The 19093-nt window shown below is 42.7% G+C and carries 26 protein-coding genes; 2 read left to right on the top strand and 24 right to left on the bottom strand.

Annotation, left to right across the window (positions count from 1 at the left end; all coding sequences use genetic code 11):
• Window positions 1-58: 58 nt before the first annotated feature.
• From FKX85_RS17340 to FKX85_RS17270, 15 genes are all read right to left on the bottom strand, one after another.
• On the bottom strand, window positions 59-562 hold the full coding sequence (locus FKX85_RS17340; RefSeq protein WP_141615932.1) for an SRPBCC family protein: 504 nt from the start codon (window positions 560-562) through the stop codon (window positions 59-61).
• Window positions 559-885, bottom strand: a complete 327-nt coding sequence (locus tag FKX85_RS17335) for an ArsR/SmtB family transcription factor (RefSeq protein ID WP_141615931.1) — start codon at window positions 883-885, stop codon at window positions 559-561. Before FKX85_RS17335 ends, FKX85_RS17340 begins: the two co-directional genes overlap by 4 nt.
• Window positions 886-1259: 374 nt before the next feature.
• Window positions 1260-1817 carry a class I SAM-dependent methyltransferase gene (locus FKX85_RS17330; RefSeq protein WP_141615930.1) on the bottom strand — a complete coding sequence of 186 codons (558 nt, stop codon included), beginning with the start codon at window positions 1815-1817 and terminating at the stop codon, window positions 1260-1262.
• Between the two features lie 293 nt (window positions 1818-2110).
• Window positions 2111-2530, bottom strand: coding sequence for an NAD(+)--rifampin ADP-ribosyltransferase (gene arr, locus FKX85_RS17325; protein ID WP_141615929.1), 420 nt, complete (start codon window positions 2528-2530; stop codon window positions 2111-2113).
• Between the two features lie 43 nt (window positions 2531-2573).
• Entirely contained in the window at window positions 2574-2939 is a 366-nt protein-coding gene (locus FKX85_RS17320) for a DUF2200 domain-containing protein (protein ID WP_141615928.1), read from the bottom strand.
• A gap of 228 nt (window positions 2940-3167) precedes the next feature.
• Window positions 3168-3638 carry a hypothetical protein gene (locus tag FKX85_RS17315; RefSeq protein ID WP_141615927.1) on the bottom strand — a complete coding sequence of 157 codons (471 nt, stop codon included), beginning with the start codon at window positions 3636-3638 and terminating at the stop codon, window positions 3168-3170.
• 141 nt (window positions 3639-3779) lie between these two features.
• Entirely contained in the window at window positions 3780-4358 is a 579-nt protein-coding gene (locus FKX85_RS17310) for a hypothetical protein (RefSeq protein ID WP_141615926.1), read from the bottom strand.
• Between the two features lie 224 nt (window positions 4359-4582).
• Window positions 4583-5017, bottom strand: coding sequence for a DoxX family protein (locus tag FKX85_RS17305; RefSeq protein ID WP_141615925.1), 435 nt, complete (start codon window positions 5015-5017; stop codon window positions 4583-4585).
• A 111-nt stretch (window positions 5018-5128) separates the two neighbouring features.
• Entirely contained in the window at window positions 5129-5515 is a 387-nt protein-coding gene (locus FKX85_RS17300; protein ID WP_141615924.1) for a hypothetical protein, read from the bottom strand.
• A 38-nt stretch (window positions 5516-5553) separates the two neighbouring features.
• Window positions 5554-6138 (bottom strand): GDP-mannose pyrophosphatase NudK, encoded by a 585-nt coding sequence (nudK, locus tag FKX85_RS17295; RefSeq protein ID WP_141615923.1) that lies wholly within the window; start codon window positions 6136-6138, stop codon window positions 5554-5556.
• A 127-nt stretch (window positions 6139-6265) separates the two neighbouring features.
• Window positions 6266-6676: a glycosyl-4,4'-diaponeurosporenoate acyltransferase CrtO family protein gene (locus FKX85_RS21680; RefSeq protein WP_229239843.1), complete on the bottom strand. Its 411-nt coding sequence runs from the start codon at window positions 6674-6676 to the stop codon at window positions 6266-6268.
• Window positions 6677-6952: 276 nt separating this feature from the next.
• The gene (locus tag FKX85_RS17285; RefSeq protein ID WP_141615921.1) at window positions 6953-7465 is read right to left on the bottom strand and encodes a hypothetical protein; all 513 of its coding nucleotides are present in this window, start codon (window positions 7463-7465) and stop codon (window positions 6953-6955) included.
• Between the two features lie 774 nt (window positions 7466-8239).
• Window positions 8240-8668, bottom strand: coding sequence for a DUF1801 domain-containing protein (locus FKX85_RS17280; RefSeq protein ID WP_141615920.1), 429 nt, complete (start codon window positions 8666-8668; stop codon window positions 8240-8242).
• Window positions 8661-9134 (bottom strand): GyrI-like domain-containing protein, encoded by a 474-nt coding sequence (locus tag FKX85_RS17275; protein ID WP_141615919.1) that lies wholly within the window; start codon window positions 9132-9134, stop codon window positions 8661-8663. Before FKX85_RS17275 ends, FKX85_RS17280 begins: the two co-directional genes overlap by 8 nt.
• 4 nt (window positions 9135-9138) lie before the next feature.
• The gene (locus FKX85_RS17270) at window positions 9139-9900 is read right to left on the bottom strand and encodes a helix-turn-helix transcriptional regulator (protein WP_141615918.1); all 762 of its coding nucleotides are present in this window, start codon (window positions 9898-9900) and stop codon (window positions 9139-9141) included.
• A gap of 45 nt (window positions 9901-9945) precedes the next feature.
• On the opposite strand from FKX85_RS17270, the gene FKX85_RS17265 reads away from it, so the two are divergent.
• Together FKX85_RS17265 and FKX85_RS21930 are read left to right on the top strand one after the other, a co-directional pair.
• On the top strand, window positions 9946-10185 hold the full coding sequence (locus tag FKX85_RS17265) for a hypothetical protein (protein ID WP_141615917.1): 240 nt from the start codon (window positions 9946-9948) through the stop codon (window positions 10183-10185).
• Window positions 10186-10386: 201 nt separating this feature from the next.
• Window positions 10387-10740, top strand: coding sequence for a group II intron maturase-specific domain-containing protein (locus FKX85_RS21930; protein WP_210416864.1), 354 nt, complete (start codon window positions 10387-10389; stop codon window positions 10738-10740).
• Window positions 10741-10992: 252 nt separating this feature from the next.
• Here FKX85_RS21930 and FKX85_RS17255 read toward each other — a convergent pair whose 3' ends face one another.
• The 9 genes from FKX85_RS17255 to FKX85_RS17215 form a co-directional block, all read right to left on the bottom strand.
• Window positions 10993-11592, bottom strand: a complete 600-nt coding sequence (locus FKX85_RS17255; RefSeq protein WP_141615916.1) for a hypothetical protein — start codon at window positions 11590-11592, stop codon at window positions 10993-10995.
• Window positions 11593-12013: 421 nt separating this feature from the next.
• A complete protein-coding gene (gene tnpC, locus FKX85_RS17250) occupies window positions 12014-13564 on the bottom strand; it encodes an IS66 family transposase (protein WP_141614247.1) in 1551 nt (516 codons plus the stop codon).
• A gap of 168 nt (window positions 13565-13732) precedes the next feature.
• Complete coding sequence (tnpB, locus tag FKX85_RS17245; protein ID WP_141613661.1) at window positions 13733-14074, bottom strand: IS66 family insertion sequence element accessory protein TnpB; 342 nt, start codon at window positions 14072-14074, stop codon at window positions 13733-13735.
• A complete protein-coding gene (tnpA, locus tag FKX85_RS17240) occupies window positions 14074-14361 on the bottom strand; it encodes an IS66 family insertion sequence element accessory protein TnpA (RefSeq protein WP_141615095.1) in 288 nt (95 codons plus the stop codon). The genes tnpB (FKX85_RS17245) and tnpA (FKX85_RS17240) overlap by 1 nt, the downstream gene beginning before the upstream one ends.
• A gap of 127 nt (window positions 14362-14488) precedes the next feature.
• The gene (gene tnpC, locus FKX85_RS17235; RefSeq protein WP_141614247.1) at window positions 14489-16039 is read right to left on the bottom strand and encodes an IS66 family transposase; all 1551 of its coding nucleotides are present in this window, start codon (window positions 16037-16039) and stop codon (window positions 14489-14491) included.
• 168 nt (window positions 16040-16207) lie between these two features.
• Window positions 16208-16549, bottom strand: coding sequence for an IS66 family insertion sequence element accessory protein TnpB (gene tnpB / locus FKX85_RS17230; protein WP_141613661.1), 342 nt, complete (start codon window positions 16547-16549; stop codon window positions 16208-16210).
• Window positions 16549-16836, bottom strand: a complete 288-nt coding sequence (gene tnpA / locus FKX85_RS17225; RefSeq protein ID WP_141615095.1) for an IS66 family insertion sequence element accessory protein TnpA — start codon at window positions 16834-16836, stop codon at window positions 16549-16551. Before tnpA (FKX85_RS17225) ends, tnpB (FKX85_RS17230) begins: the two co-directional genes overlap by 1 nt.
• Before the next feature lie 627 nt (window positions 16837-17463).
• Window positions 17464-18114 carry a hypothetical protein gene (locus FKX85_RS17220; RefSeq protein ID WP_141615915.1) on the bottom strand — a complete coding sequence of 217 codons (651 nt, stop codon included), beginning with the start codon at window positions 18112-18114 and terminating at the stop codon, window positions 17464-17466.
• A 171-nt stretch (window positions 18115-18285) separates the two neighbouring features.
• Complete coding sequence (locus FKX85_RS17215; protein WP_141615914.1) at window positions 18286-18924, bottom strand: hypothetical protein; 639 nt, start codon at window positions 18922-18924, stop codon at window positions 18286-18288.
• Between the last annotated feature and the right edge of the window lie 169 nt (window positions 18925-19093).

Here is a 19093-nt window from a genome sequence, read left to right as displayed (position 1 = left end):
AGTTGGCCGTGAGAAGTAAAGCGGTTAACAGAAAAAAAACTGAGCCAGTCTTATTAGACTATTGGGAAAGTGTAGAAAGTAGTACTTCCAACTGTTCCAGTGTCTGTGTCAGCCCTTCCTGCATACCCATCTTGACAATAGCTTCCAGATCTTCCAGGGAACCGTAACTGATCAGAATGTCTACCGTGGTGGTATCTGCCGAATTGGCAAAGCTGGTTTTCCAGTTACCTTGGGGAAGATCGGGATTCGGTTTACCATTTTCATCACAGAATACATCCACAGCCGTATAGTGGTCAGTGGGCTGAATGTGCTGGAAGTCAAGACGGCTCCAGTGCTGTTCTCCTTCTGGGCTGATCATGGCAAAAAGCCAATAGCCTCCTTCAGTGAAGTTCATATGCTTGGTTTGGGCGGTATACGGCTCAGGCGCAAACCACTGGTCTAATAGCTCGCTCTTGGTAAAGCAATCCCAGACCAGCTGTCGGTTGGCAGCAAATTCTTTTTTGATGGACATGGTGTTGGCTTCCTTGTCCACAAGGAAGTCAAAGGCAAGTTTTGTTTTCATGGTTTTTTATGGTTGAGTTTAGCAATAAGATTATCCAATTGGTTAAATCGGCTTTCCCAGATTTTTCTGAACTGTTCTAGCCATTGGTCGATTTCCTTCATTTTATCCACTTTTATTTCATATAAAACCTCCCGGCCTTTTTGGTTAGAGTCAATCAATTCACACTCCTGAAGTACCTGAAGATGCTTTGATATGGTAGGCCGTGCGGCTTCAAAGTTTTCTGCGATTGCTCCAGCCGTCATGGTCTGGGCAGCTAGCAATAGCAGTATTGCCCTGCGGGTAGGGTCGGCAATTGCCTGGAAGGGGTCGCGTCTAAGTTTCATTTTAGGCTAGTGAGCATTAATATGTAGCTATTTGACTATTAATATAAGTGTAGTTATTTGGCTACACAATAAAAAAGCTGTTTTTTTAGCATGGATGCTTAAGTTTTTTTAATAATAGGGTACGGCAGGTTACGAACTGGTGATTGTTTTGGAGTAAAAATTCGGTATTAAGCATTAATCAGTGGTAATTCCAAGCCGAACACTTATAGCCATAAAGGCATCCAGGTGTTTGGCTGAGCTCGCGGGCAATTAATGGTTCTAGCCCATGCTCTTTGGTGACTTCATGTCAAAATTTCAGCATTTACTCTTTCTTGACCATCAGGTAATCCACGGTTAAATCCAAGCTGTTCCTATTTCTATTTTCCTATGTGTATTTACAAATTCACGGTATAAATTTTTATAAACGGAATAGGTGTAGGAGAGACTGAAAAAGGAAGCTGTGCCAGTGTAAGTATTCTATCCATATAGCCTAGGTGCTGATAGGATCGGAAGTTATGGTAATGTCCGGAGAATCGCTGGTCAAGCCAAAGTATCCATTTATCGGTTGATGTTGTTGGTTTGGCTAAAGCGACCACGAATAGTTTGTCCGCACTAATTTTTACTTTGTTAAGCAAGGATAGGCTAAGATCAGGGGATATCACATGAAAAAACATGCTGCCGATAATACAATCAATGCCTGTGGGGACGGTGAAATCCTCCTGGATCTGTTTACACTGAAAAGAGAGGTGGGTAAATTTCCTGGCTTGTTCGTTGGCTGAGCGAATAAGGCGTGGAGACTCGTCAATACCCAAGCCCATTTGTAGCTTTTGGGCGATTTTTAGCAACAATTTACCATTTCCGCAGCCAATATCCAGAACGTTCGCATTGTCAGGGATCATATCGTATAATAAGTCCCAAATGGGGGCGAGGTTGTCTGCTGATCTTAGTTTCATTGGATAATTGTTATTAACCTGAGTTTAAAAACTATCACTGCAAAGCGTGAGAAGGGGAATTTGCGGGAAGGAGCTGCCACGCCCTGTCCGACCCACACCCCATCCTAAAAGGGCCTTGCCTTTGGCTGTGGACAGGTTCGTAATGAAAACGAGATTGCTTCACTCCGTTGCTCTGTGTTCGCTATGACGGTTGGATATCGATTTTATAGAAATTCAGGTTATTAGTAAGTACACCTTTCTTGGCTGAATTTATCATTTGTAGTAATTTACCCATTCATAGGGGAGCCAATGATTTATTCTTCTATTGCCTCGATCCCTTTTGCTTTTAGTGCTTCCAAATGTTTTTTCATGGCCTGCAGTTGTTCGGGGGCGTGGCCTTGCCACTCCGTGACTTCACCGATGACTTTAAAAGGATGCTGGGAGCGGTAGGATTTGGTGGGATTGCCCGGGAATTTCTTGTCCGTCAGGTTGGGATCATCTTCGATGGAGCCGGTGGGCTCTACGATATAAATACGCTCAGCACCTTCACCTTGGGCCAGTTCAGCTCCCCAGATGGCAGCGTCCAAAGTAGCGGACAGGTAGATGTACTTAGCCTGCTTTCTTTTTCCATAGTTGGAGTGAAAGCCCACCTCAATCAGGTCATCGGGCTTTAGCACTGCTTTAGTGCCATGATAGAATGTTTGGGTATAGTCTATGGTTTTCTGGTCCTTCATAAGGAATGGATTAGTGATGATTGGTCGGAGGGAAGGCGTGAATTCAAGGCATCCGCAGTATCTTTTCCATCTTCTTGCCTTTGGCCAATTCATCGACCAGTTTGTCCAAATACCGTAACTGCTGGGTCAATGGGTTTTCGATTTCTTCTACACGGTAACCGCAGATGACCCCTTTGATCAAATGGGCGTTTGGGTGGATCGTAGCTTGGGCAAAGAATTCCTCAAAAGTTACTTTCTCATCGATCAGTCGCTGAATTGCTTGATCATTGAAGCCAGTGAGCCAAGTGATGACTTGGTGGAGTTCATCTTTGGTTCTGCCTTTCTTCTCCACTTTGGTGACGTAATGGGGGTAAACCGAAGCAAAGGTCATTTTGGCAATGCGTTCGTTTTGTTTGTCAGAGGTTTTCATAATATATTCCTGGTCACATGTATAATTTTACTGAAGCTCACTGAAATCTGCTTTTAAAGCAAAAAACCGATTAGACTAATTTAGTAATTTAAGTAGCCATGAGACGATGAATAAAGTTACTACCATTTACCATAAACCCCAGACCACCTATGTCATTTTTTAGTTGCATGGGTGATGTTAGAAGCGGAAGAAGGATTCAGGTTACTTTCCTTTGTTCCAAACAACCGGTTAAAACACCATTGCAAGTCCTATCCCGTTCTGGTTCGTGATGAAATTTAATTCAGGCTTAAAGGATGTACCTGAATTAAAAGCGGAATTATATATATCTACAGCTTGATGGGTTTTCTTATTGGCACTGGAGGAAATCGGAATGGTTACAACGATCAGGCCTGCACCGATTCCCGCCAAAGCCCAGTTAGGCTCTCCGCCTCCCAGTGCAGCTCCGATTGGCCAGCCAATTAATGCACCACCTGCAAATCCAACTATAGAAGCAAAGGTGTTACTGGTCCTTGCTTTTTTAATTAAATCAAATGCCCTTGGATTGGACTCCATGGCTTTTGTCATGTGTTTGAAACTGATATGTTGTCCGTTTTGTGTGTATTGGTATCCACCAAATACTTTATGGCTCTCGATTCGCTGGGCGCAGCACAGCACTGATACTGATAAAACAATAACTAAGGTTAACATAGCCTTTTTCATAATGTAGAGGGTTTTTGGAGTATATGTAATCGTTGATTTATAGAAATTTTCTTTTATTCTTTATGGCGGCTGAGCGAGCCTGAAATCTAATGCCTTAACGATCAGTGGGTCGTATGAACACTAAAATCTACTTGTGCCTATTTATTCTTCCTTTATGCTCCTTCCATCCCATGTCAGCGTTTTGATGGTCTGATCAGCAATCTGGCGGAAAGTAGGCTCGATTTCTCCTAAAATCACTTCGTCCTGGTATTCATGGAGTTCGATCACGTTTGGTTCTTCTTCTGGAAAAATATAGGCTAAATAGGTCAAGCTGACTTCATAGTCGGGCGGTGTCAGGACTGGAAGTGCAGTCCATTGGCCGTCATGGGTGAGCAGCCAGTGGTAAACTTCGATATCACAGTAGCATGGACAATGATCTATCCTAAGACGAATGACCTTCCTGACATCCTTGAGCCATGGAAGGATTATCTCTTCTACTTCGGCATTGTCATAGTAGGATTCGATGAAGACTGGAAATCCTTTTAACACCTTTCCTCCGCGGTCAGTAAGATAAATGTTTGTATAACCATCCGCTGGAAGATTCGAATGATCAATCCTGCGCAATGCATCCGGAACAGTGGTCATAAGAAATTCATCTGATGGATGAAAATCCTGTGCAAAAATGGCATGGCTGAAAATTGTCAGCATTATCACTAAAAAGAATGCGTTTACTTTTTTCATCGGTAAAACAGGCTGGTAACTTTATCTATAAAACAGGTGTTTAATCCGTAAAATATAAATGAATTACCTTAGTTAGCATTGTGAAAGAAATAATTAACTGTTTTTTCTCAATTATAGTAACTATTTGAATATATAAAAATTTTTTCTTGGGGATCGAGAATTTATTTTTGGCAAAATGGTGAACTGCTATTCCGTATGCATTGAGGAGAGATGGTATATGTCCATTAAGTTTTAGCCTTAGATATTAGCTTGTCTACTTCCAAATATTTCTCCTTCATTAGGCTCAATGCAAAAGCACCAGCGGAAGCACTATAAACCGAAAAATCCAGTGCCCCTTTCATTCCAGTGGAAAAGGTCATGGACAAGGCAAAAAGTAACAGTAACCATCCACTTAACTTGGCGAACAGCTCTGTTTTGAACCCGATGATCAAGCACACTGCAAAAATGATTTCTGCTGCTGTTGCCAAGGCTCCGATGGTTGGGGTGAAGGTTTCCGGGAACCAAGGGTTTATCAGTTGAGTGTAACCTAGGAAGCTATTCCAGTCGCCCCATACGGAAACTTCTTCGCTCCACATCCCAAATCTATCGGCTACTGCGGACAGAAACCCCGCTGATATAGCGAGTCGTAGGAAGAGTTTGATTGTTTTACTGCTTATCATTTCTTAAGTGGTATGATTTTTATTAATGCCATTATACTTGATGGTTTCCAGATGCCTAAGGGGTTTATGTTCTTTTGATGCAAAAGAGATCCAATTCGCAATTTTATTTTACTATTTCAATTCCACATTCAGGTTCTCCAATACAGCCTTTAGTTTGACGAGCGATTTCTCTTCGATCAATTCCATATTGATTTTCATTTCAGTTGCGATGGTTTTCAATATATACTTTCCGTCAAACTTTTTCAGATGAATAATGTCTTTTATGTTGATCTTTTTCGGAATCAGATGCTTTTTTGTGATGATCCCTTGCCTTATCGTCAGATACTGTTTGGTATTTTCGAAAAGGTAGATTACAAAATATAATATTCCAGCCAGTAGATAACCATAACTAAAGACATTTTCAGCATTATAGACCAGCGCAGCGATTCCGAGAATAAACCATAGCGATCCGAAAATCAGGTATTGTCTTAGTCTTTTTCTGGAATATCTTATCTTCATTCTTTTTGTTATTTGGGTTAAGAAGATCATCTGTTTTTTTATCTATTCATTAATTCATTTATTTTGGCATATTGTAGCAGCATGATAGTTTTGGCATCTTTTATTTCGCCCGTAGAGATCATATTGTAAGCATCTGTAAATTTGAGTTTCAGTACTTCTATGTCTTCGTGTTCTTCTTCCAACCCGCCGCCTTCACTGACCTTCATTTCGTCTTCGTATTCAGCGATAAAGAAATGCAGTATTTCGGTGACCGAACCAGGGGACATGTATGATTCAAAAATCTTCTGCACCTCGGTAATCCGGAATCCAGTCTCTTCTTCTGTCTCTTTTTTGATGCAGTTCTCTGGATTATCTTGGTCCAACAGGCCAGCGCATGATTCTATAAGCATACCTGAAGGGTTGCCATTTATATAGGTGGGCAGTCTAAATTGTCTGGTGAGTATTACGGTTGCCTCTTTCTTATTGTACAGCAATATGGTGGCTCCGTTTCCTCTGTCATAGGCTTCTCTGGATTGCGTTTCCCATTCTCCATCTTCCTTTAGATAATCGAAAATGACTTTATTCAGCGTATACCATTCGTCTGACAATAGTACGGTTTTCTGGATTTTGATCCTTTCGTTCATTTTTTTCTTTTTCTGAATTTCTGTTTTCTTATCGATTGGGATATATTCAAGTCTATTATTTCTTAACCTATCAAGAGGGAAAAGCTATTTTTTTAAGTGCGATTTTCCACCAAATCTGTCATCTACTTTAGCGTGTACCGAATGTTAGTTTCCTTTTCATCAATTTGTCAAGACGCCTTTTGTTCTCCTGTTGCAATAATGATGGGTAAAGGTTCAAGAAGACATTCACAAACATTATGGTCAATCCAAACAAAGGGTTGACAGATATACTTTTATACAGCGCAATAAAGGTGACGAAAACAAAACCAATTAGATGACTTATTTCAGCAATTGTCATTTCTCTTCGAATATCAGCTAATACTGTATTTTTGTTTCGAATTTTGATTTTTTGATTGAAGAATTTAAAAAAGGTGTTATTCACCACCCATTTAAAATAGAAGAGGCCAATGTACTTATTCAAGGTTTTGTTTTCTATAAAATTCAGATGGGAAAGGCTGTTGTAAAATTCAGTTTTCACAAGAATATTATTGAATATCATTCCGATTATCCAGGAAATAAACGATATGCCTATTCCGAATGTCAAGTATTCAATGGTCATTTTTTTAAGTTATTGGTAGCGGTTTAGGCTATGAGTAGTTGCGTGGTTTAGCGCTTATCCCCCGTAGCGGAACACATCAATATGAAAATCCGCGAGAATTTTCAGAAGTAGGAGGGAACAAGCAAATACTTATAGCCATTGTAGGTGGAACTACTTATCATTTCTTAAGTGGTATGATTTTATAATAAAGTAGCCGATATTGTGCTCTGGCTTTTTTTAATTACAAGTCGTATATGGATTAGGACATTGCATTGACGGTTCGAGCCAGCCTTCAATTACTTCTCCATCTTTTACTTGATGTGCATAAATCCATTTTCCTTTACAGTTCTTTATGGTATAATGTTCAGTACTATATTCAGTGATTTTGTTTTTTATTTTAGATTCTAAATTCGGTTCTGTATATAAATTCAAAGTTTGGGAGTCCGAGTAATTTCTGTCATCAACTACAATTTCTTTTATCTTTTTAATCCAACCTGTGATTCGGTTTTCAGTCATCGCTCGTCCGATCTCCACTTTAAAATAGTTTTTATTAGACTCCAAGATCCTGAATATTAAAAAGTCATCGTTTATAAGATCATTGTGTAATTCCGCAATTTTTGTTTTTCCGTTTGAGTCCGAGTAAATATTGATGATTTTATCAGATTCCCAATCAATAAATCCTTCGCAATCACAATTTTGAGATTGGCAAGAAATAAATGTCAGTAAGAAAATAATATTTAGAATTCTCATTTTTTCTGCTTGTTGCTAACGGTTAGTATAGGGAAAGTAGGCGATTTCCAAGCACTGAACTTTCGGCTAAACACAAAGCTTGATACGAGCCAAAACCCTTGATTTTGATACTATTTCTCCTATTTTTCATATACATTGTGTGTGCCCAGCATGTGCATCAGGTATCGAAGATACCAAAATATTCCAGAGAGTGAAAGTCCCTTATGTGCGGGAGTAGTTTCCCAAAGCATTAGCAAGTCGCAAGCTCGTTTGCTGTAAAGCATGGAGTGAAGGAAGCGAGACTGCAAACCCCGGTTCCAACGTACAGGAACTGGATATGGAGGCCTGACAGGTCGGATGAGGCAGCACATCATACTGACGTCCAAAGGGTGGGAAACCATCAAGCATCTGCCAGGTAGATCCAGTGGACATTTGGGAAAGGAATATGCCCTTACCCCGAGAAAATTGGGGCAGGCTCTGGGAAGATCTTGGAATAGACTCGATTTCTATGAGCTAAGAAGTCAGTCGAGGTCATAGTAGCTGGAGGAACGAGCAGGGATTGCTAAAACCATACCCCTGAGGGTTTCACGGAACATTGTAGGGCCGAACAATGGATTACGTCCAAATTCGATGGGGAGCCTTTTGGTAGCCTTATCTTAAGCGCACAGGGTTAACAAACCCAACCTACAATCCAGTGAACCGTCCCGGTCAACCGGGATGGTGTGAGAGGCGCACCGTGAGCTTATGGCTCACGGCCGTCTACACGATTAGCCACAGGCTTTTTCTATTCAGTTTTCAAATCCCCAAGGTAATCAGCTCCTTTACATTATGATAAGTTAAAGATGCTTTTATGCACTCTTTTAATTCCAATTCAGGGATTTTCTGGTTTAATTGAAAGACGATTGCTCGTTTTCCCTCGTATTGAAATTTGTGGTCAAAAACTAACCTGAAAGTATCAACTAATCTACTCGTGCATTGGAAATACATTGCATATTGGTTAGGTGTTTTTTCTTTCCAATCCATACGCAATGTACTGCCGTTTTTCGTGACAAAACTGGGTTCTCCCCATTTCAAAGTTTCTTCCAAGTCGGTTACACCTTCTGTTTCTTGTGCTGTTTCTATTACCAATTCCCGCAGATGTTGCATTTTATCCCGAACAAAGTCGGGATAATTCGCAAAAACTGTCTCTACTTTAGGGTCTGTTTTTAATTTAAATTTACCCATTTAATTGGTTTTTTATACCTAAGTAAAAATCTACTTCCGCATCTGACGGATTTTGTGCTTTTTCTCCGAAAATCTCAAAATCAGCATCATAGGTTCTGTCTAATTCCATTTCAAATATTTTCGCCCATTGGTTAACGACCAAATCTTGCATCAAGTCTCCTTTTGTTGTTGTCTTGATGTATTTTCCTCCGCTAAATGATTTACCCACCATACCGTTGGGAATGTTGTCCAAGTTTTCAACTTTGCAACCAAGTATTGCTGTATAGGGTTTTGTATGGTCGCTTTCATAGTCCGTATAAAGTGAATAAATTTCATTATCAACTTTATTAGGGATTTTTGTCAAAATATTCTCGGACATAAACTTACCCCAAAGTTCGGCAATTTCTTTGCTTGCCTGTCCGTTTTCGTTTGTTGTTCTAATCGAAATTCCAATAATGTTAAAAGGTTTAATTTTTGCTGTTTGCATCTTTTTATATTTTATGATTTAATGCAAAAGTAGATTGACCTTGTGCCAAAGGTGTGTCAGGGGTGTCTTTATATTTTTCACTGCATTTTTCGAGATATTGTTGCAAAGTCATTTTGTGAGGTTCAAAATGATTTCCTAAGATTTCTATTTTTTGGATGCAATCAAGACGGAATGCTCTAAAATCATTTCTTAATTTACAAAAGGCGATAAGCACCCAATTGTCCTGTGTGGTGTAAAGTGCAAAAGGTTCGATTTCTCTTTGACTTTGCTTGTTTTCCAATGACAGGTAATCAATTTTTATCGTTTGATAATTTGATATAGTAGACTGAAGTTGTATCAGAAAACTACTTGTTTTTTCGTTCTCACGGTTATTGCGTACCTGTATTCTGTTTGTTAGTAATTCCGCTTTTTCCTTTTGGTCATACTTTAAGACCGATTTGATTTTTATTATTGCGCTTTCGTATTGTTCAGTTAAAGATTGGTCTTTATTTTTTCTGATTAGTCGTTCCGCTGTTATTAAAGCATTCGCTTCTTCTTGGGTAAACATTACGGGTGGAAGTTTGTAACCTTCTACAACTGAATAGCCTTTTCCTTCTTCAGTTACAATTGGAATTCCCGATTTCTCAAGTGTTCGGATGTCCCGATAAACCGTTCTGACACTTACATTATGTTTTTCGGCAATCTCTTTTGCAGTTACAATCCGTTTCGATTGTAATTGGGTTAGGATTGCTGTCAATCTTGCAAGTCTGGGTTTTTCTTTGTCCATTCGGTTTTTTTAGCTTGTGGGTAACGTAATAAAAATAGGTTAAATATGGACTGTTTCCAGTCCCAAATCCTCATTTGTCAGAGCGAATTTATCGATTTGTTTCTTTATCTTCTTGACCAGACCCACCTTTCTTTTCTGGTCCAGGAAGAGATAACCTTCCGGATTGATGTAGGGAACTCCCTTCACTACCATGTTTCAGATGAAGACGGCGAGCTTTCTGGCCGTGGCACTGATGGCCAAAACCCTCCCTTTTCTAAAGCTTATCCTATGAAAGAAGTCTCGTAGTGGTGTAGAATCTTTCAGGTTTCTATTGGCATTGGCCGCATTGCGATTTTCAGCCTGTTGCTTCCTTTTGGGACTTTACTTGAGAGCACCTCCCCGCCACTCACCTTGTTGTTCGGTGCCAGCCGCAGTCAGGAAGCGAAATGCTTGGCGGTTTAAACTTCCCGGGTTTCAGTTTTTAGTCTATGAGAAACAGATTAAGAAATGGGGGGGAGTTTTCTGCAGTTTGATTGTAAGATGAGCCGCAAGTCCAAGGTGCGTATCAATGGTGAGCTCCGAAAGCTCAATTTCCACAACAAAAGCCAACGGGGTATTCAGGATCTGGCAACATTGCTGAATCCAAAGATCCGAGGGTGGGTTCAATATTATGGAAAAATAAGCCGTAGAAGTCTAAAACCTGTGTTTTATTACCTGCACCATCGATTGATCAGGTGGATTCTGAACAAGTACAAGAGTTTCAAAGGAAGCAAGGTCAAAGCAGTAAAATGGCTTAGACAAGTTACTGTCTCTTATCCAAACCTTTTCTATCACTGGGAGTTGGGATACAAATTAGTCTAATCCAATGGACTATCAACCGACTGCATAATAAGAGCCGTATGAGGGGAGACCTTCATGTACGGTTGTGTGAGAGGTTTAGGGGTGCGATTCCCTTTACCTACTCGACTGTGTCACGCTTGAGAAGAAAAGGTTATGAACCGATGCTTTCTTACTATCTCAAAACGCAACCTACAATCTAGTGAACCGTCCCGGTCGACCGGGATGGTGTGAGAGCCTCAACCTGAGCCAATTGGTTCAGGTCGGGCTACTCGATTACCACACGTTTTTATTTTCAATTTCGTAATCATAAGGGTTTTCAGAATCCATATCTCCATTATGATAAATTAAAAATTCGGCTCGTTTTTCGTCAAACTCAACAGTTTCTATTTTATAAATTCCTCGCAAACATTGGTTACTGTCATAAATCAGTTCTTTGTCAAATATCAAAAATTTTGGCGTTGTCAATCTTATTATTTCCCCACACGCTAAAAATCCTTCACGACTTATAACTATATCATGGTTTTTGGTCACTTTGTAGCGACCTAAATTATCGTTAAAAACTTGAAAATAGGCACTCAATAAAATCAATGGGATTAAAGCAACAATAGTAACTATTTTCCGAGTTGTGTTTTTCGTAATTGCAAAATATAAAAGGCTTGTCAGAATAAAAATCAGTCCAATTATTAAGTTTGAGTAAATTCCTTTGAGTTTTAGTCCGCTAAATGATAATATTATCAGAATTACAAACGTAACCGTTACATAAATCAATATTCGTTTGATTAATTTTTCCGTTTTAGGGAATCTTTTTTTTGTCAGTTCTGGAATTAAGTTGAATCCAATAATTATCAATATAAATACTATAATCGCTGTCATTTCTCAAATGTGGGCTAACGGTCTCGGCTATGAGTAATTGCGTGGTTTAGCGGTTAACTTTGCAAGCACACACCAAACTGAAAATCCGCGAGAATTTTCAGAAATAGGCGAGAACAAGCAATTACTTATAGCCTTTGTGTGTGCCTTGAATGGTGAATATAGGTCAAAAAGTTGACCGTTCCAACGGGTGAAAGTCCCTTAAGCGCGGGGGGTAACGTCCCGAAGCCAAGCAAGTGGCAAGCTGGTTTGCCGTGAGGCATGCAGTGAAGTAAGCCAGACTGCGGTGTCTGTATCCCGGTCGACCGGGAGAACCACATACTGAGGCTATGAGGTCGGGTGAGGTAACACATGCTGCCGAAGTCCAAACTTTCCGAAAGGAAGGAAGCGCCAAAATAGTAGATGTGGCAGCGTAACCGCCCTATTAACCCCGTGTTGTGTGGTTGAAGTTTTGTGGGTATAAGTCCCGGATGTTTTTATGGTTGATGGTCATGATATTTCTCAGCGCATGTTCGAGCCACTGCTGGGGATTCACGTCATGTAGCTTGCATATCCCAAAGAAGGAATAGATCATGGCCGCCCTTTGGGCCGCTTTATGGGAACCGGCAAACAGGTAGTTCTTCCGGCCGACCACCATGGATCTGATTTCTCGCTCTACGGGGTTGTTGTCGATCTCCAGTTCCCCGTCATACAGGTAGTTGGACAGCTCGGCCCATCTGTTTGCCGAGTAGAACAGGGCTTTTCTCAGCTCGCTTTTGGGCAGGGCCTTGGGCAGCTGCTTCTTGATCCATTCGGACATTTTGTTGATCACCGGCAATGCCTCATCCAAACGGAGCTTTTTACGGTCTTCGGCAGATAGGTTCAGCTTCTTGGCCTTTCTTTCCACATCGTAGAGCTTGCCGATAAAGCCCAGGGCTTCGGAAGCCAGCTTTTTGTTCTCCACCAAGGCCTCAAAGTACTTCCGCCTGGCATGCGCCCAGCAGGCCAGGTGGGTGACCTCCTTATTGTCGGCGTAGTGTTCATATACGGCATACCCGTCACTTTGCAGGTAGCCCTTAAAATTTTCCAGGATGGCACTGGGGGCTTCCTTTCCCCGGGTAGGCCGGTAATCGAACAGTACGGTTTTTTCCAGGGGATTATGGTACACCCAATAGTAGCCTGTATGGCAGGCGCCCTTCTTGTCGCCGTCCAATACCCGTATGGTACTCTCGTCCACCATAAGATAGCCCATGGCCTTGGTGTCGGCCACCAGGCAATCGTACAGGGGCTCGAGTTTTTCCAGGCCCTGTTTCACCCATCCCTCAAGTGTGGTGGGCGCTATGGGGATCTTTTCCCGTTTGAACCGCTGCGCCTGCCGGTACAGCGGCATATGTTCCAGGTATTTCCTTGTAAGGATGTCGGTGAGCAGTCCGTAACCCGGGATGCCCTTCGGGATGGCCCTTTCCGGTAACAGGCCGATCTTTACCCCGGCACTGCTGTACTTGTCTTTTGGTGCATATTTGTAACGGATATACCTTCTGCGGATATATTGGGCAGGGATATAGTCCAACTCTTCGGTCACTTCTTTGCCGATACACTCCATGCCGGTAAGATCGCCTTCCGGATGGATCTCGATCTCTTCTGTAGGGAGATGGTCGGGCAAGGGTTGTCTGCCCGTATGGGTGGGGCGTTTCCTGCGGATGTATTCCACCTTGCGGGAGAACTCCTCCTGCTGTTGCCGCTCCTGCTCTTGGGTAGGCTCAAAGGGCAGGTCCATCTGGTCTTTGTTCCCCTCGAAGCGCTCCCGCTTCTGGGCAAAGGACATGCGCTTGAACTTCTCGATCATCGCCAACAGCTGCTTCTCATAAGCTTCTTTCTCGGCCAGGATACGTTCCTTCTCGGCTATCACCCGCTCACGGTCGGCCACCTGTTGCTCCCTTTGCTCCAAAAGGGCAAGCAGTTCGGCTTTGGTCAACTGATCGAGTGGCTTTGACATGCCCGAAAATAAAGCCTCCCGCTTATAAAACCATGAACTTTTTTTCCACATCCCCTGTGGAAAAAGCCCTCAAGGGATGGTTTCGGCCATTTCACTTCAAAAAACACCTGATGGAGCGAATAGGAGCGCATACGGCTCCAAAAAGCTGAACACCGGTCAGTAAAAAAATCAACCGGGGGTGTAGCGGGGACGCTGCCGGTAGCCGTCCACCTGGATGCCCTCGACCATCAGCACCAGTTCGGGCCATTCCAACACGCCGTCGTCCCGCTCCTCCGGGAGCAGGAAAGTGCCTTTTTCCAGGCGTTTATAATAGACCACGAAACCGCCCTTCTCCCAGTGCAGGAGTTTGATCAGGTTGCGGTTGCGGTTGACAAAGACGAACACCTCCCCGGAAACCGGGTCCCGGTCCAGTTCATTGATGACCATCCCGTAAAGCCCATTAAATCCTTTGCGCATGTCCACCGGGCTGCGGTACAGGAAATATTGGTGCTGGGAGCCCAGTGAAAACATCAGTAGAGTTTGATCAGGTTCGACAACAGCGATAGGTCCCCGCCAGGCACCCGCAGCTTTACCCCGTTCGGATAGACCACTTCCACTGTCTCTGCTGGAAGGCTGCTGCCCTGGGTACGGACAGGCATAAAGCCGGTCGCTCCCCGGGACTGTTCATCCCTCAGCTTCCGGTACCAATAATTGAATTTGTGGAAGCCGATCCCTTTTTGCTCACTGAAGGATTTCTGTGTCAAACCGCTGCTCTTGTATTCTTCGACTAGGGAGGACATTTCTTCTTGTAGGTTCATATCTTCTTGTTTTTCCACAAAGCTAGGTGGTCAAAACTCACTATGAAACATGTACTTTATAAGGTGGTTACGTGGCAGCGATAGGCACCAGTTCCCCGAAATAGTCGGGGCAGGCGTAACCGCCCTATTAACCCCGTGTTGTGTGGTTGAAGTTTTGTGGGTATAAGTCCCGGATGTTTTTATGGTTGATGGTCATGATATTTCTCAGCGCATGTTCGAGCCACTGCTGGGGATTCACGTCATGTAGCTTGCATATCCCAAAGAAGGAATAGATCATGGCCGCCCTTTGGGCCGCTTTATGGGAACCGGCAAACAGGTAGTTCTTCCGGCCGACCACCATGGATCTGATTTCTCGCTCTACGGGGTTGTTGTCGATCTCCAGTTCCCCGTCATACAGGTAGTTGGACAGCTCGGCCCATCTGTTTGCCGAGTAGAACAGGGCTTTTCTCAGCTCGCTTTTGGGCAGGGCCTTGGGCAGCTGCTTCTTGATCCATTCGGACATTTTGTTGATCACCGGCAATGCCTCATCCAAACGGAGCTTTTTACGGTCTTCGGCAGATAGGTTCAGCTTCTTGGCCTTTCTTTCCACATCGTAGAGCTTGCCGATAAAGCCCAGGGCTTCGGAAGCCAGCTTTTTGTTCTCCACCAAGGCCTCAAAGTACTTCCGCCTGGCATGCGCCCAGCAGGCCAGGTGGGTGACCTCCTTATTGTCGGCGTAGTGTTCATATACGGCATACCCGTCACTTTGCAGGTAGCCCTTAAAATTTTCCAGGATGGCACTGGGGGCTTCCTTTCCCCGGGTAGGCCGGTAATCGAACAGTACGGTTTTTTCCAGGGGATTATGGTACACCCAATAGTAGCCTGTATGGCAGGCGCCCTTCTTGTCGCCGTCCAATACCCGTATGGTACTCTCGTCCACCATAAGATAGCCCATGGCCTTGGTGTCGGCCACCAGGCAATCGTACAGGGGCTCGAGTTTTTCCAGGCCCTGTTTCACCCATCCCTCAAGTGTGGTGGGCGCTATGGGGATCTTTTCCCGTTTGAACCGCTGCGCCTGCCGGTACAGCGGCATATGTTCCAGGTATTTCCTTGTAAGGATGTCGGTGAGCAGTCCGTAACCCGGGATGCCCTTCGGGATGGCCCTTTCCGGTAACAGGCCGATCTTTACCCCGGCACTGCTGTACTTGTCTTTTGGTGCATATTTGTAACGGATATACCTTCTGCGGATATATTGGGCAGGGATATAGTCCAACTCTTCGGTCACTTCTTTGCCGATACACTCCATGCCGGTAAGATCGCCTTCCGGATGGATCTCGATCTCTTCTGTAGGGAGATGGTCGGGCAAGGGTTGTCTGCCCGTATGGGTGGGGCGTTTCCTGCGGATGTATTCCACCTTGCGGGAGAACTCCTCCTGCTGTTGCCGCTCCTGCTCTTGGGTAGGCTCAAAGGGCAGGTCCATCTGGTCTTTGTTCCCCTCGAAGCGCTCCCGCTTCTGGGCAAAGGACATGCGCTTGAACTTCTCGATCATCGCCAACAGCTGCTTCTCATAAGCTTCTTTCTCGGCCAGGATACGTTCCTTCTCGGCTATCACCCGCTCACGGTCGGCCACCTGTTGCTCCCTTTGCTCCAAAAGGGCAAGCAGTTCGGCTTTGGTCAACTGATCGAGTGGCTTTGACATGCCCGAAAATAAAGCCTCCCGCTTATAAAACCATGAACTTTTTTTCCACATCCCCTGTGGAAAAAGCCCTCAAGGGATGGTTTCGGCCATTTCACTTCAAAAAACACCTGATGGAGCGAATAGGAGCGCATACGGCTCCAAAAAGCTGAACACCGGTCAGTAAAAAAATCAACCGGGGGTGTAGCGGGGACGCTGCCGGTAGCCGTCCACCTGGATGCCCTCGACCATCAGCACCAGTTCGGGCCATTCCAACACGCCGTCGTCCCGCTCCTCCGGGAGCAGGAAAGTGCCTTTTTCCAGGCGTTTATAATAGACCACGAAACCGCCCTTCTCCCAGTGCAGGAGTTTGATCAGGTTGCGGTTGCGGTTGACAAAGACGAACACCTCCCCGGAAACCGGGTCCCGGTCCAGTTCATTGATGACCATCCCGTAAAGCCCATTAAATCCTTTGCGCATGTCCACCGGGCTGCGGTACAGGAAATATTGGTGCTGGGAGCCCAGTGAAAACATCAGTAGAGTTTGATCAGGTTCGACAACAGCGATAGGTCCCCGCCAGGCACCCGCAGCTTTACCCCGTTCGGATAGACCACTTCCACTGTCTCTGCTGGAAGGCTGCTGCCCTGGGTACGGACAGGCATAAAGCCGGTCGCTCCCCGGGACTGTTCATCCCTCAGCTTCCGGTACCAATAATTGAATTTGTGGAAGCCGATCCCTTTTTGCTCACTGAAGGATTTCTGTGTCAAACCGCTGCTCTTGTATTCTTCGACTAGGGAGGACATTTCTTCTTGTAGGTTCATATCTTCTTGTTTTTCCACAAAGCTAGGTGGTCAAAACTCACTATGAAACATGTACTTTATAAGGTGGTTACGGGCAGGCAGTGCAACAGCGTTTTCATGCTTGGCTTTACAAGCCGCACGAAAACTTAGTTGTTGGCAACAGTTATTTTATTCTTAATTCATTGGTGTCCGGTAAAAAATAAATGAAAGAGGGCCAGTCCATTGCTGAACCAGCCCATTGTGGCTACTTTTGAGTTACGACACAAAAAAGTTAAGCCATGGGCAAAAGTAGTAATTTTAGCGGACAGCCGATATTCAATCAGTTAATAAAGTTCATTGACAAGGGGGAGGTATGCTCATTCTCCTTTTGTGATAATATACACTTTTAGTTTCCAGCCATTTATTTCGATTATTTCTTTGAATTTTATTTCTCTTGATTTGTATTTGCTCATAATTTTTCCAGCCCGCCCATTGTCAGTTTATGCCGACCGGAGGGAGGTATAAACTGACAACGGTTCGCGCATATGGTTTGTGGCGGGCAAAAATGCGCAGTTTTTTCGGTTAAGGTTTTATGTTTTTAAAAATACAAAAACTTACGGTTTAACACTAATTCCGCCATAAACTATATGCGCTGTTGGGCATAGTATTTTATTCACGATTTGGTTTTCTTAGATTTTCAAATGCTTTTTCTCTTAGTTCATTATTTCTTGATTCTTGGTCATTCATTGATAAGTAATGGATTGCTAAAATCAGTTGAATATTTGGGTCATTTAAGTCAAAATGTTTTTTATCATTTAGTACATTCCAATATCGGATATTTGAATAGGAATAATCTCCGGAAGCTTGTATTTTTTTGAGGTATTCTGCAATTGCTGGATTTGAATTACCTAAATCCGACAAGAATTTTTGGTATTTTCCATTATAAACGGCACAAATTTCTTTAACTTTAGTTTCGTTTGGATGGAAATAGGTTGTTTCGCAGAAATCCCAAATTTCGTCAAATGTTGATTTTGAAATTTGCTCATATAGTTTCTTTTGTTCTTCAAAGTTAATGTTTGTCCAAAATCCGTTACCTGTAGCTTCAAGGTATTCGTGCGGAGTACGTTCGTAGCAAGTTTTGAAATCAGATTCCATTTTCAAGCACATTTGTTCTTGAAAAAAATCAGTAATTTTTTTCAAATCCGCTATTTGTTCGGATGTAAAGTTCTCGTTTAATTCGGTTGTAGAATATTGGGTTTTACAAGAAAAATTTAATTGTAAAATTAAAATTCCGAATATTAGAAGTTTCGTTTTTTTCATATTATGCCCAACGGTCTCGGCTATGCGAAGTGCGGGATTTGAAAGCCGAAAGTTTCAAATTCGCACAAACAGTAGCGAGCCGTTTTTTATATTTGTTATTTCTTTCAATAAATATAAAAACTGCGAGCGGAATAGAAGTTATAAACTTTGTTTTCAGCACTTTAGCCCGCATTACGTATAGCCATTGTTGTGCGTTCGTTTTTTTATTCGGTTAACAATTTCAAATCCCAAATATTCTTTCAGTTTCGGAAATTTGTATCTATAATATTCATTCCAATAACTTATCATTCTACTTTCAGTTTGTTGCCAATATTTAGGATTTTCATCTCTAAATTCAGCGTAATAATCCAAAGTGTTTTCATTTACTTTTTTGGCAATAATTGGTAGTAATTCATAAACATATTCGCCAATTAATTGGATTATAAACGGAACAGTCCATTTTTCTGAATTATCAGATATTAAATTCAGACGTTTCTCTCTTAAATATCCATTGTGATGTCGCAAATAAATGCAATTCAAGATGTCTTTCTGTTTGTCAGTCAAAGACTTTTCTAATTCAAGATTTGGTTCGTTAAAGTAAAGCCTGTAAGGAATTGTCAGAGTTTCGTTGTCAAATACAATATCCAATTCCGTTTCGTTAATTAGATTGTCAACTCTGTGAATTTTTCCATCACACAATTTCACGTTATTATTTTCAAATGGTAAGATTTTCAAGACTTTATTTAAGTCCGAATGTAATTTTTTCGGAAACGACTTTTTTAATCTTTCCTGATATTCAAATTTAATATTTCGCTTAAATATCTTTAGCATTTTGGTTTTCTCAAATGACGCACAATGGGCGGGCGGCTAAGTGCCGTATTGTGAAAAGATACATAGTATCTTGAAATAATATGGCATTTAGCCGCATGTTGTCGTTTTGTAGCGACCGTAGGGAGTGCAGAAACGGCGACATGCGGCGGAGCCGCCCGCCCATTGTCAG

The sequence above is a fragment of the Echinicola soli genome (genome assembly GCF_006575665.1).
In the GTDB taxonomy this organism is placed as follows: domain Bacteria; phylum Bacteroidota; class Bacteroidia; order Cytophagales; family Cyclobacteriaceae; genus Echinicola; species Echinicola soli.
This window is presented reverse-complemented; position numbering and strand designations above follow the sequence as displayed.

Excerpts from the sequence above, each read along its gene's own strand:
- tnpB (WP_141613661.1), bottom strand. The coding sequence starts at position 16,549 with ATGTTTTCACTGGGCTCCCAGCACCAATATTTCCTGTACCGCAGCCCG.
- FKX85_RS17300 (WP_141615924.1), bottom strand. The coding sequence starts at position 5,515 with ATGAAGATAAGATATTCCAGAAAAAGACTAAGACAATACCTGATTTTC.
- FKX85_RS17280 (WP_141615920.1), bottom strand. The coding sequence starts at position 8,668 with ATGGGTAAATTTAAATTAAAAACAGACCCTAAAGTAGAGACAGTTTTT.
- FKX85_RS17220 (WP_141615915.1), bottom strand. The coding sequence starts at position 18,114 with ATGAAAAAAACGAAACTTCTAATATTCGGAATTTTAATTTTACAATTA.
- tnpC (WP_141614247.1), bottom strand. The coding sequence starts at position 13,564 with ATGTCAAAGCCACTCGATCAGTTGACCAAAGCCGAACTGCTTGCCCTT.
- tnpC (WP_141614247.1), bottom strand. The coding sequence starts at position 16,039 with ATGTCAAAGCCACTCGATCAGTTGACCAAAGCCGAACTGCTTGCCCTT.
- FKX85_RS17285 (WP_141615921.1), bottom strand. The coding sequence starts at position 7,465 with ATGAGAATTCTAAATATTATTTTCTTACTGACATTTATTTCTTGCCAA.
- FKX85_RS17275 (WP_141615919.1), bottom strand. The coding sequence starts at position 9,134 with ATGCAAACAGCAAAAATTAAACCTTTTAACATTATTGGAATTTCGATT.
- nudK (WP_141615923.1), bottom strand. The coding sequence starts at position 6,138 with ATGAACGAAAGGATCAAAATCCAGAAAACCGTACTATTGTCAGACGAA.
- FKX85_RS17320 (WP_141615928.1), bottom strand. The coding sequence starts at position 2,939 with ATGAAAACCTCTGACAAACAAAACGAACGCATTGCCAAAATGACCTTT.
- FKX85_RS17270 (WP_141615918.1), bottom strand. The coding sequence starts at position 9,900 with ATGGACAAAGAAAAACCCAGACTTGCAAGATTGACAGCAATCCTAACC.
- FKX85_RS17315 (WP_141615927.1), bottom strand. The coding sequence starts at position 3,638 with ATGAAAAAGGCTATGTTAACCTTAGTTATTGTTTTATCAGTATCAGTG.
- FKX85_RS17335 (WP_141615931.1), bottom strand. The coding sequence starts at position 885 with ATGAAACTTAGACGCGACCCCTTCCAGGCAATTGCCGACCCTACCCGC.
- FKX85_RS17330 (WP_141615930.1), bottom strand. The coding sequence starts at position 1,817 with ATGAAACTAAGATCAGCAGACAACCTCGCCCCCATTTGGGACTTATTA.
- tnpA (WP_141615095.1), bottom strand. The coding sequence starts at position 14,361 with ATGAACCTACAAGAAGAAATGTCCTCCCTAGTCGAAGAATACAAGAGC.
- arr (WP_141615929.1), bottom strand. The coding sequence starts at position 2,530 with ATGAAGGACCAGAAAACCATAGACTATACCCAAACATTCTATCATGGC.
- FKX85_RS17305 (WP_141615925.1), bottom strand. The coding sequence starts at position 5,017 with ATGATAAGCAGTAAAACAATCAAACTCTTCCTACGACTCGCTATATCA.
- FKX85_RS17255 (WP_141615916.1), bottom strand. The coding sequence starts at position 11,592 with ATGACAGCGATTATAGTATTTATATTGATAATTATTGGATTCAACTTA.
- tnpB (WP_141613661.1), bottom strand. The coding sequence starts at position 14,074 with ATGTTTTCACTGGGCTCCCAGCACCAATATTTCCTGTACCGCAGCCCG.
- FKX85_RS17265 (WP_141615917.1), top strand. The coding sequence starts at position 9,946 with ATGGACTGTTTCCAGTCCCAAATCCTCATTTGTCAGAGCGAATTTATC.
- FKX85_RS21930 (WP_210416864.1), top strand. The coding sequence starts at position 10,387 with ATGGGGGGGAGTTTTCTGCAGTTTGATTGTAAGATGAGCCGCAAGTCC.
- FKX85_RS17340 (WP_141615932.1), bottom strand. The coding sequence starts at position 562 with ATGAAAACAAAACTTGCCTTTGACTTCCTTGTGGACAAGGAAGCCAAC.
- FKX85_RS21680 (WP_229239843.1), bottom strand. The coding sequence starts at position 6,676 with ATGATATTCAATAATATTCTTGTGAAAACTGAATTTTACAACAGCCTT.
- FKX85_RS17215 (WP_141615914.1), bottom strand. The coding sequence starts at position 18,924 with ATGCTAAAGATATTTAAGCGAAATATTAAATTTGAATATCAGGAAAGA.
- FKX85_RS17310 (WP_141615926.1), bottom strand. The coding sequence starts at position 4,358 with ATGAAAAAAGTAAACGCATTCTTTTTAGTGATAATGCTGACAATTTTC.
- tnpA (WP_141615095.1), bottom strand. The coding sequence starts at position 16,836 with ATGAACCTACAAGAAGAAATGTCCTCCCTAGTCGAAGAATACAAGAGC.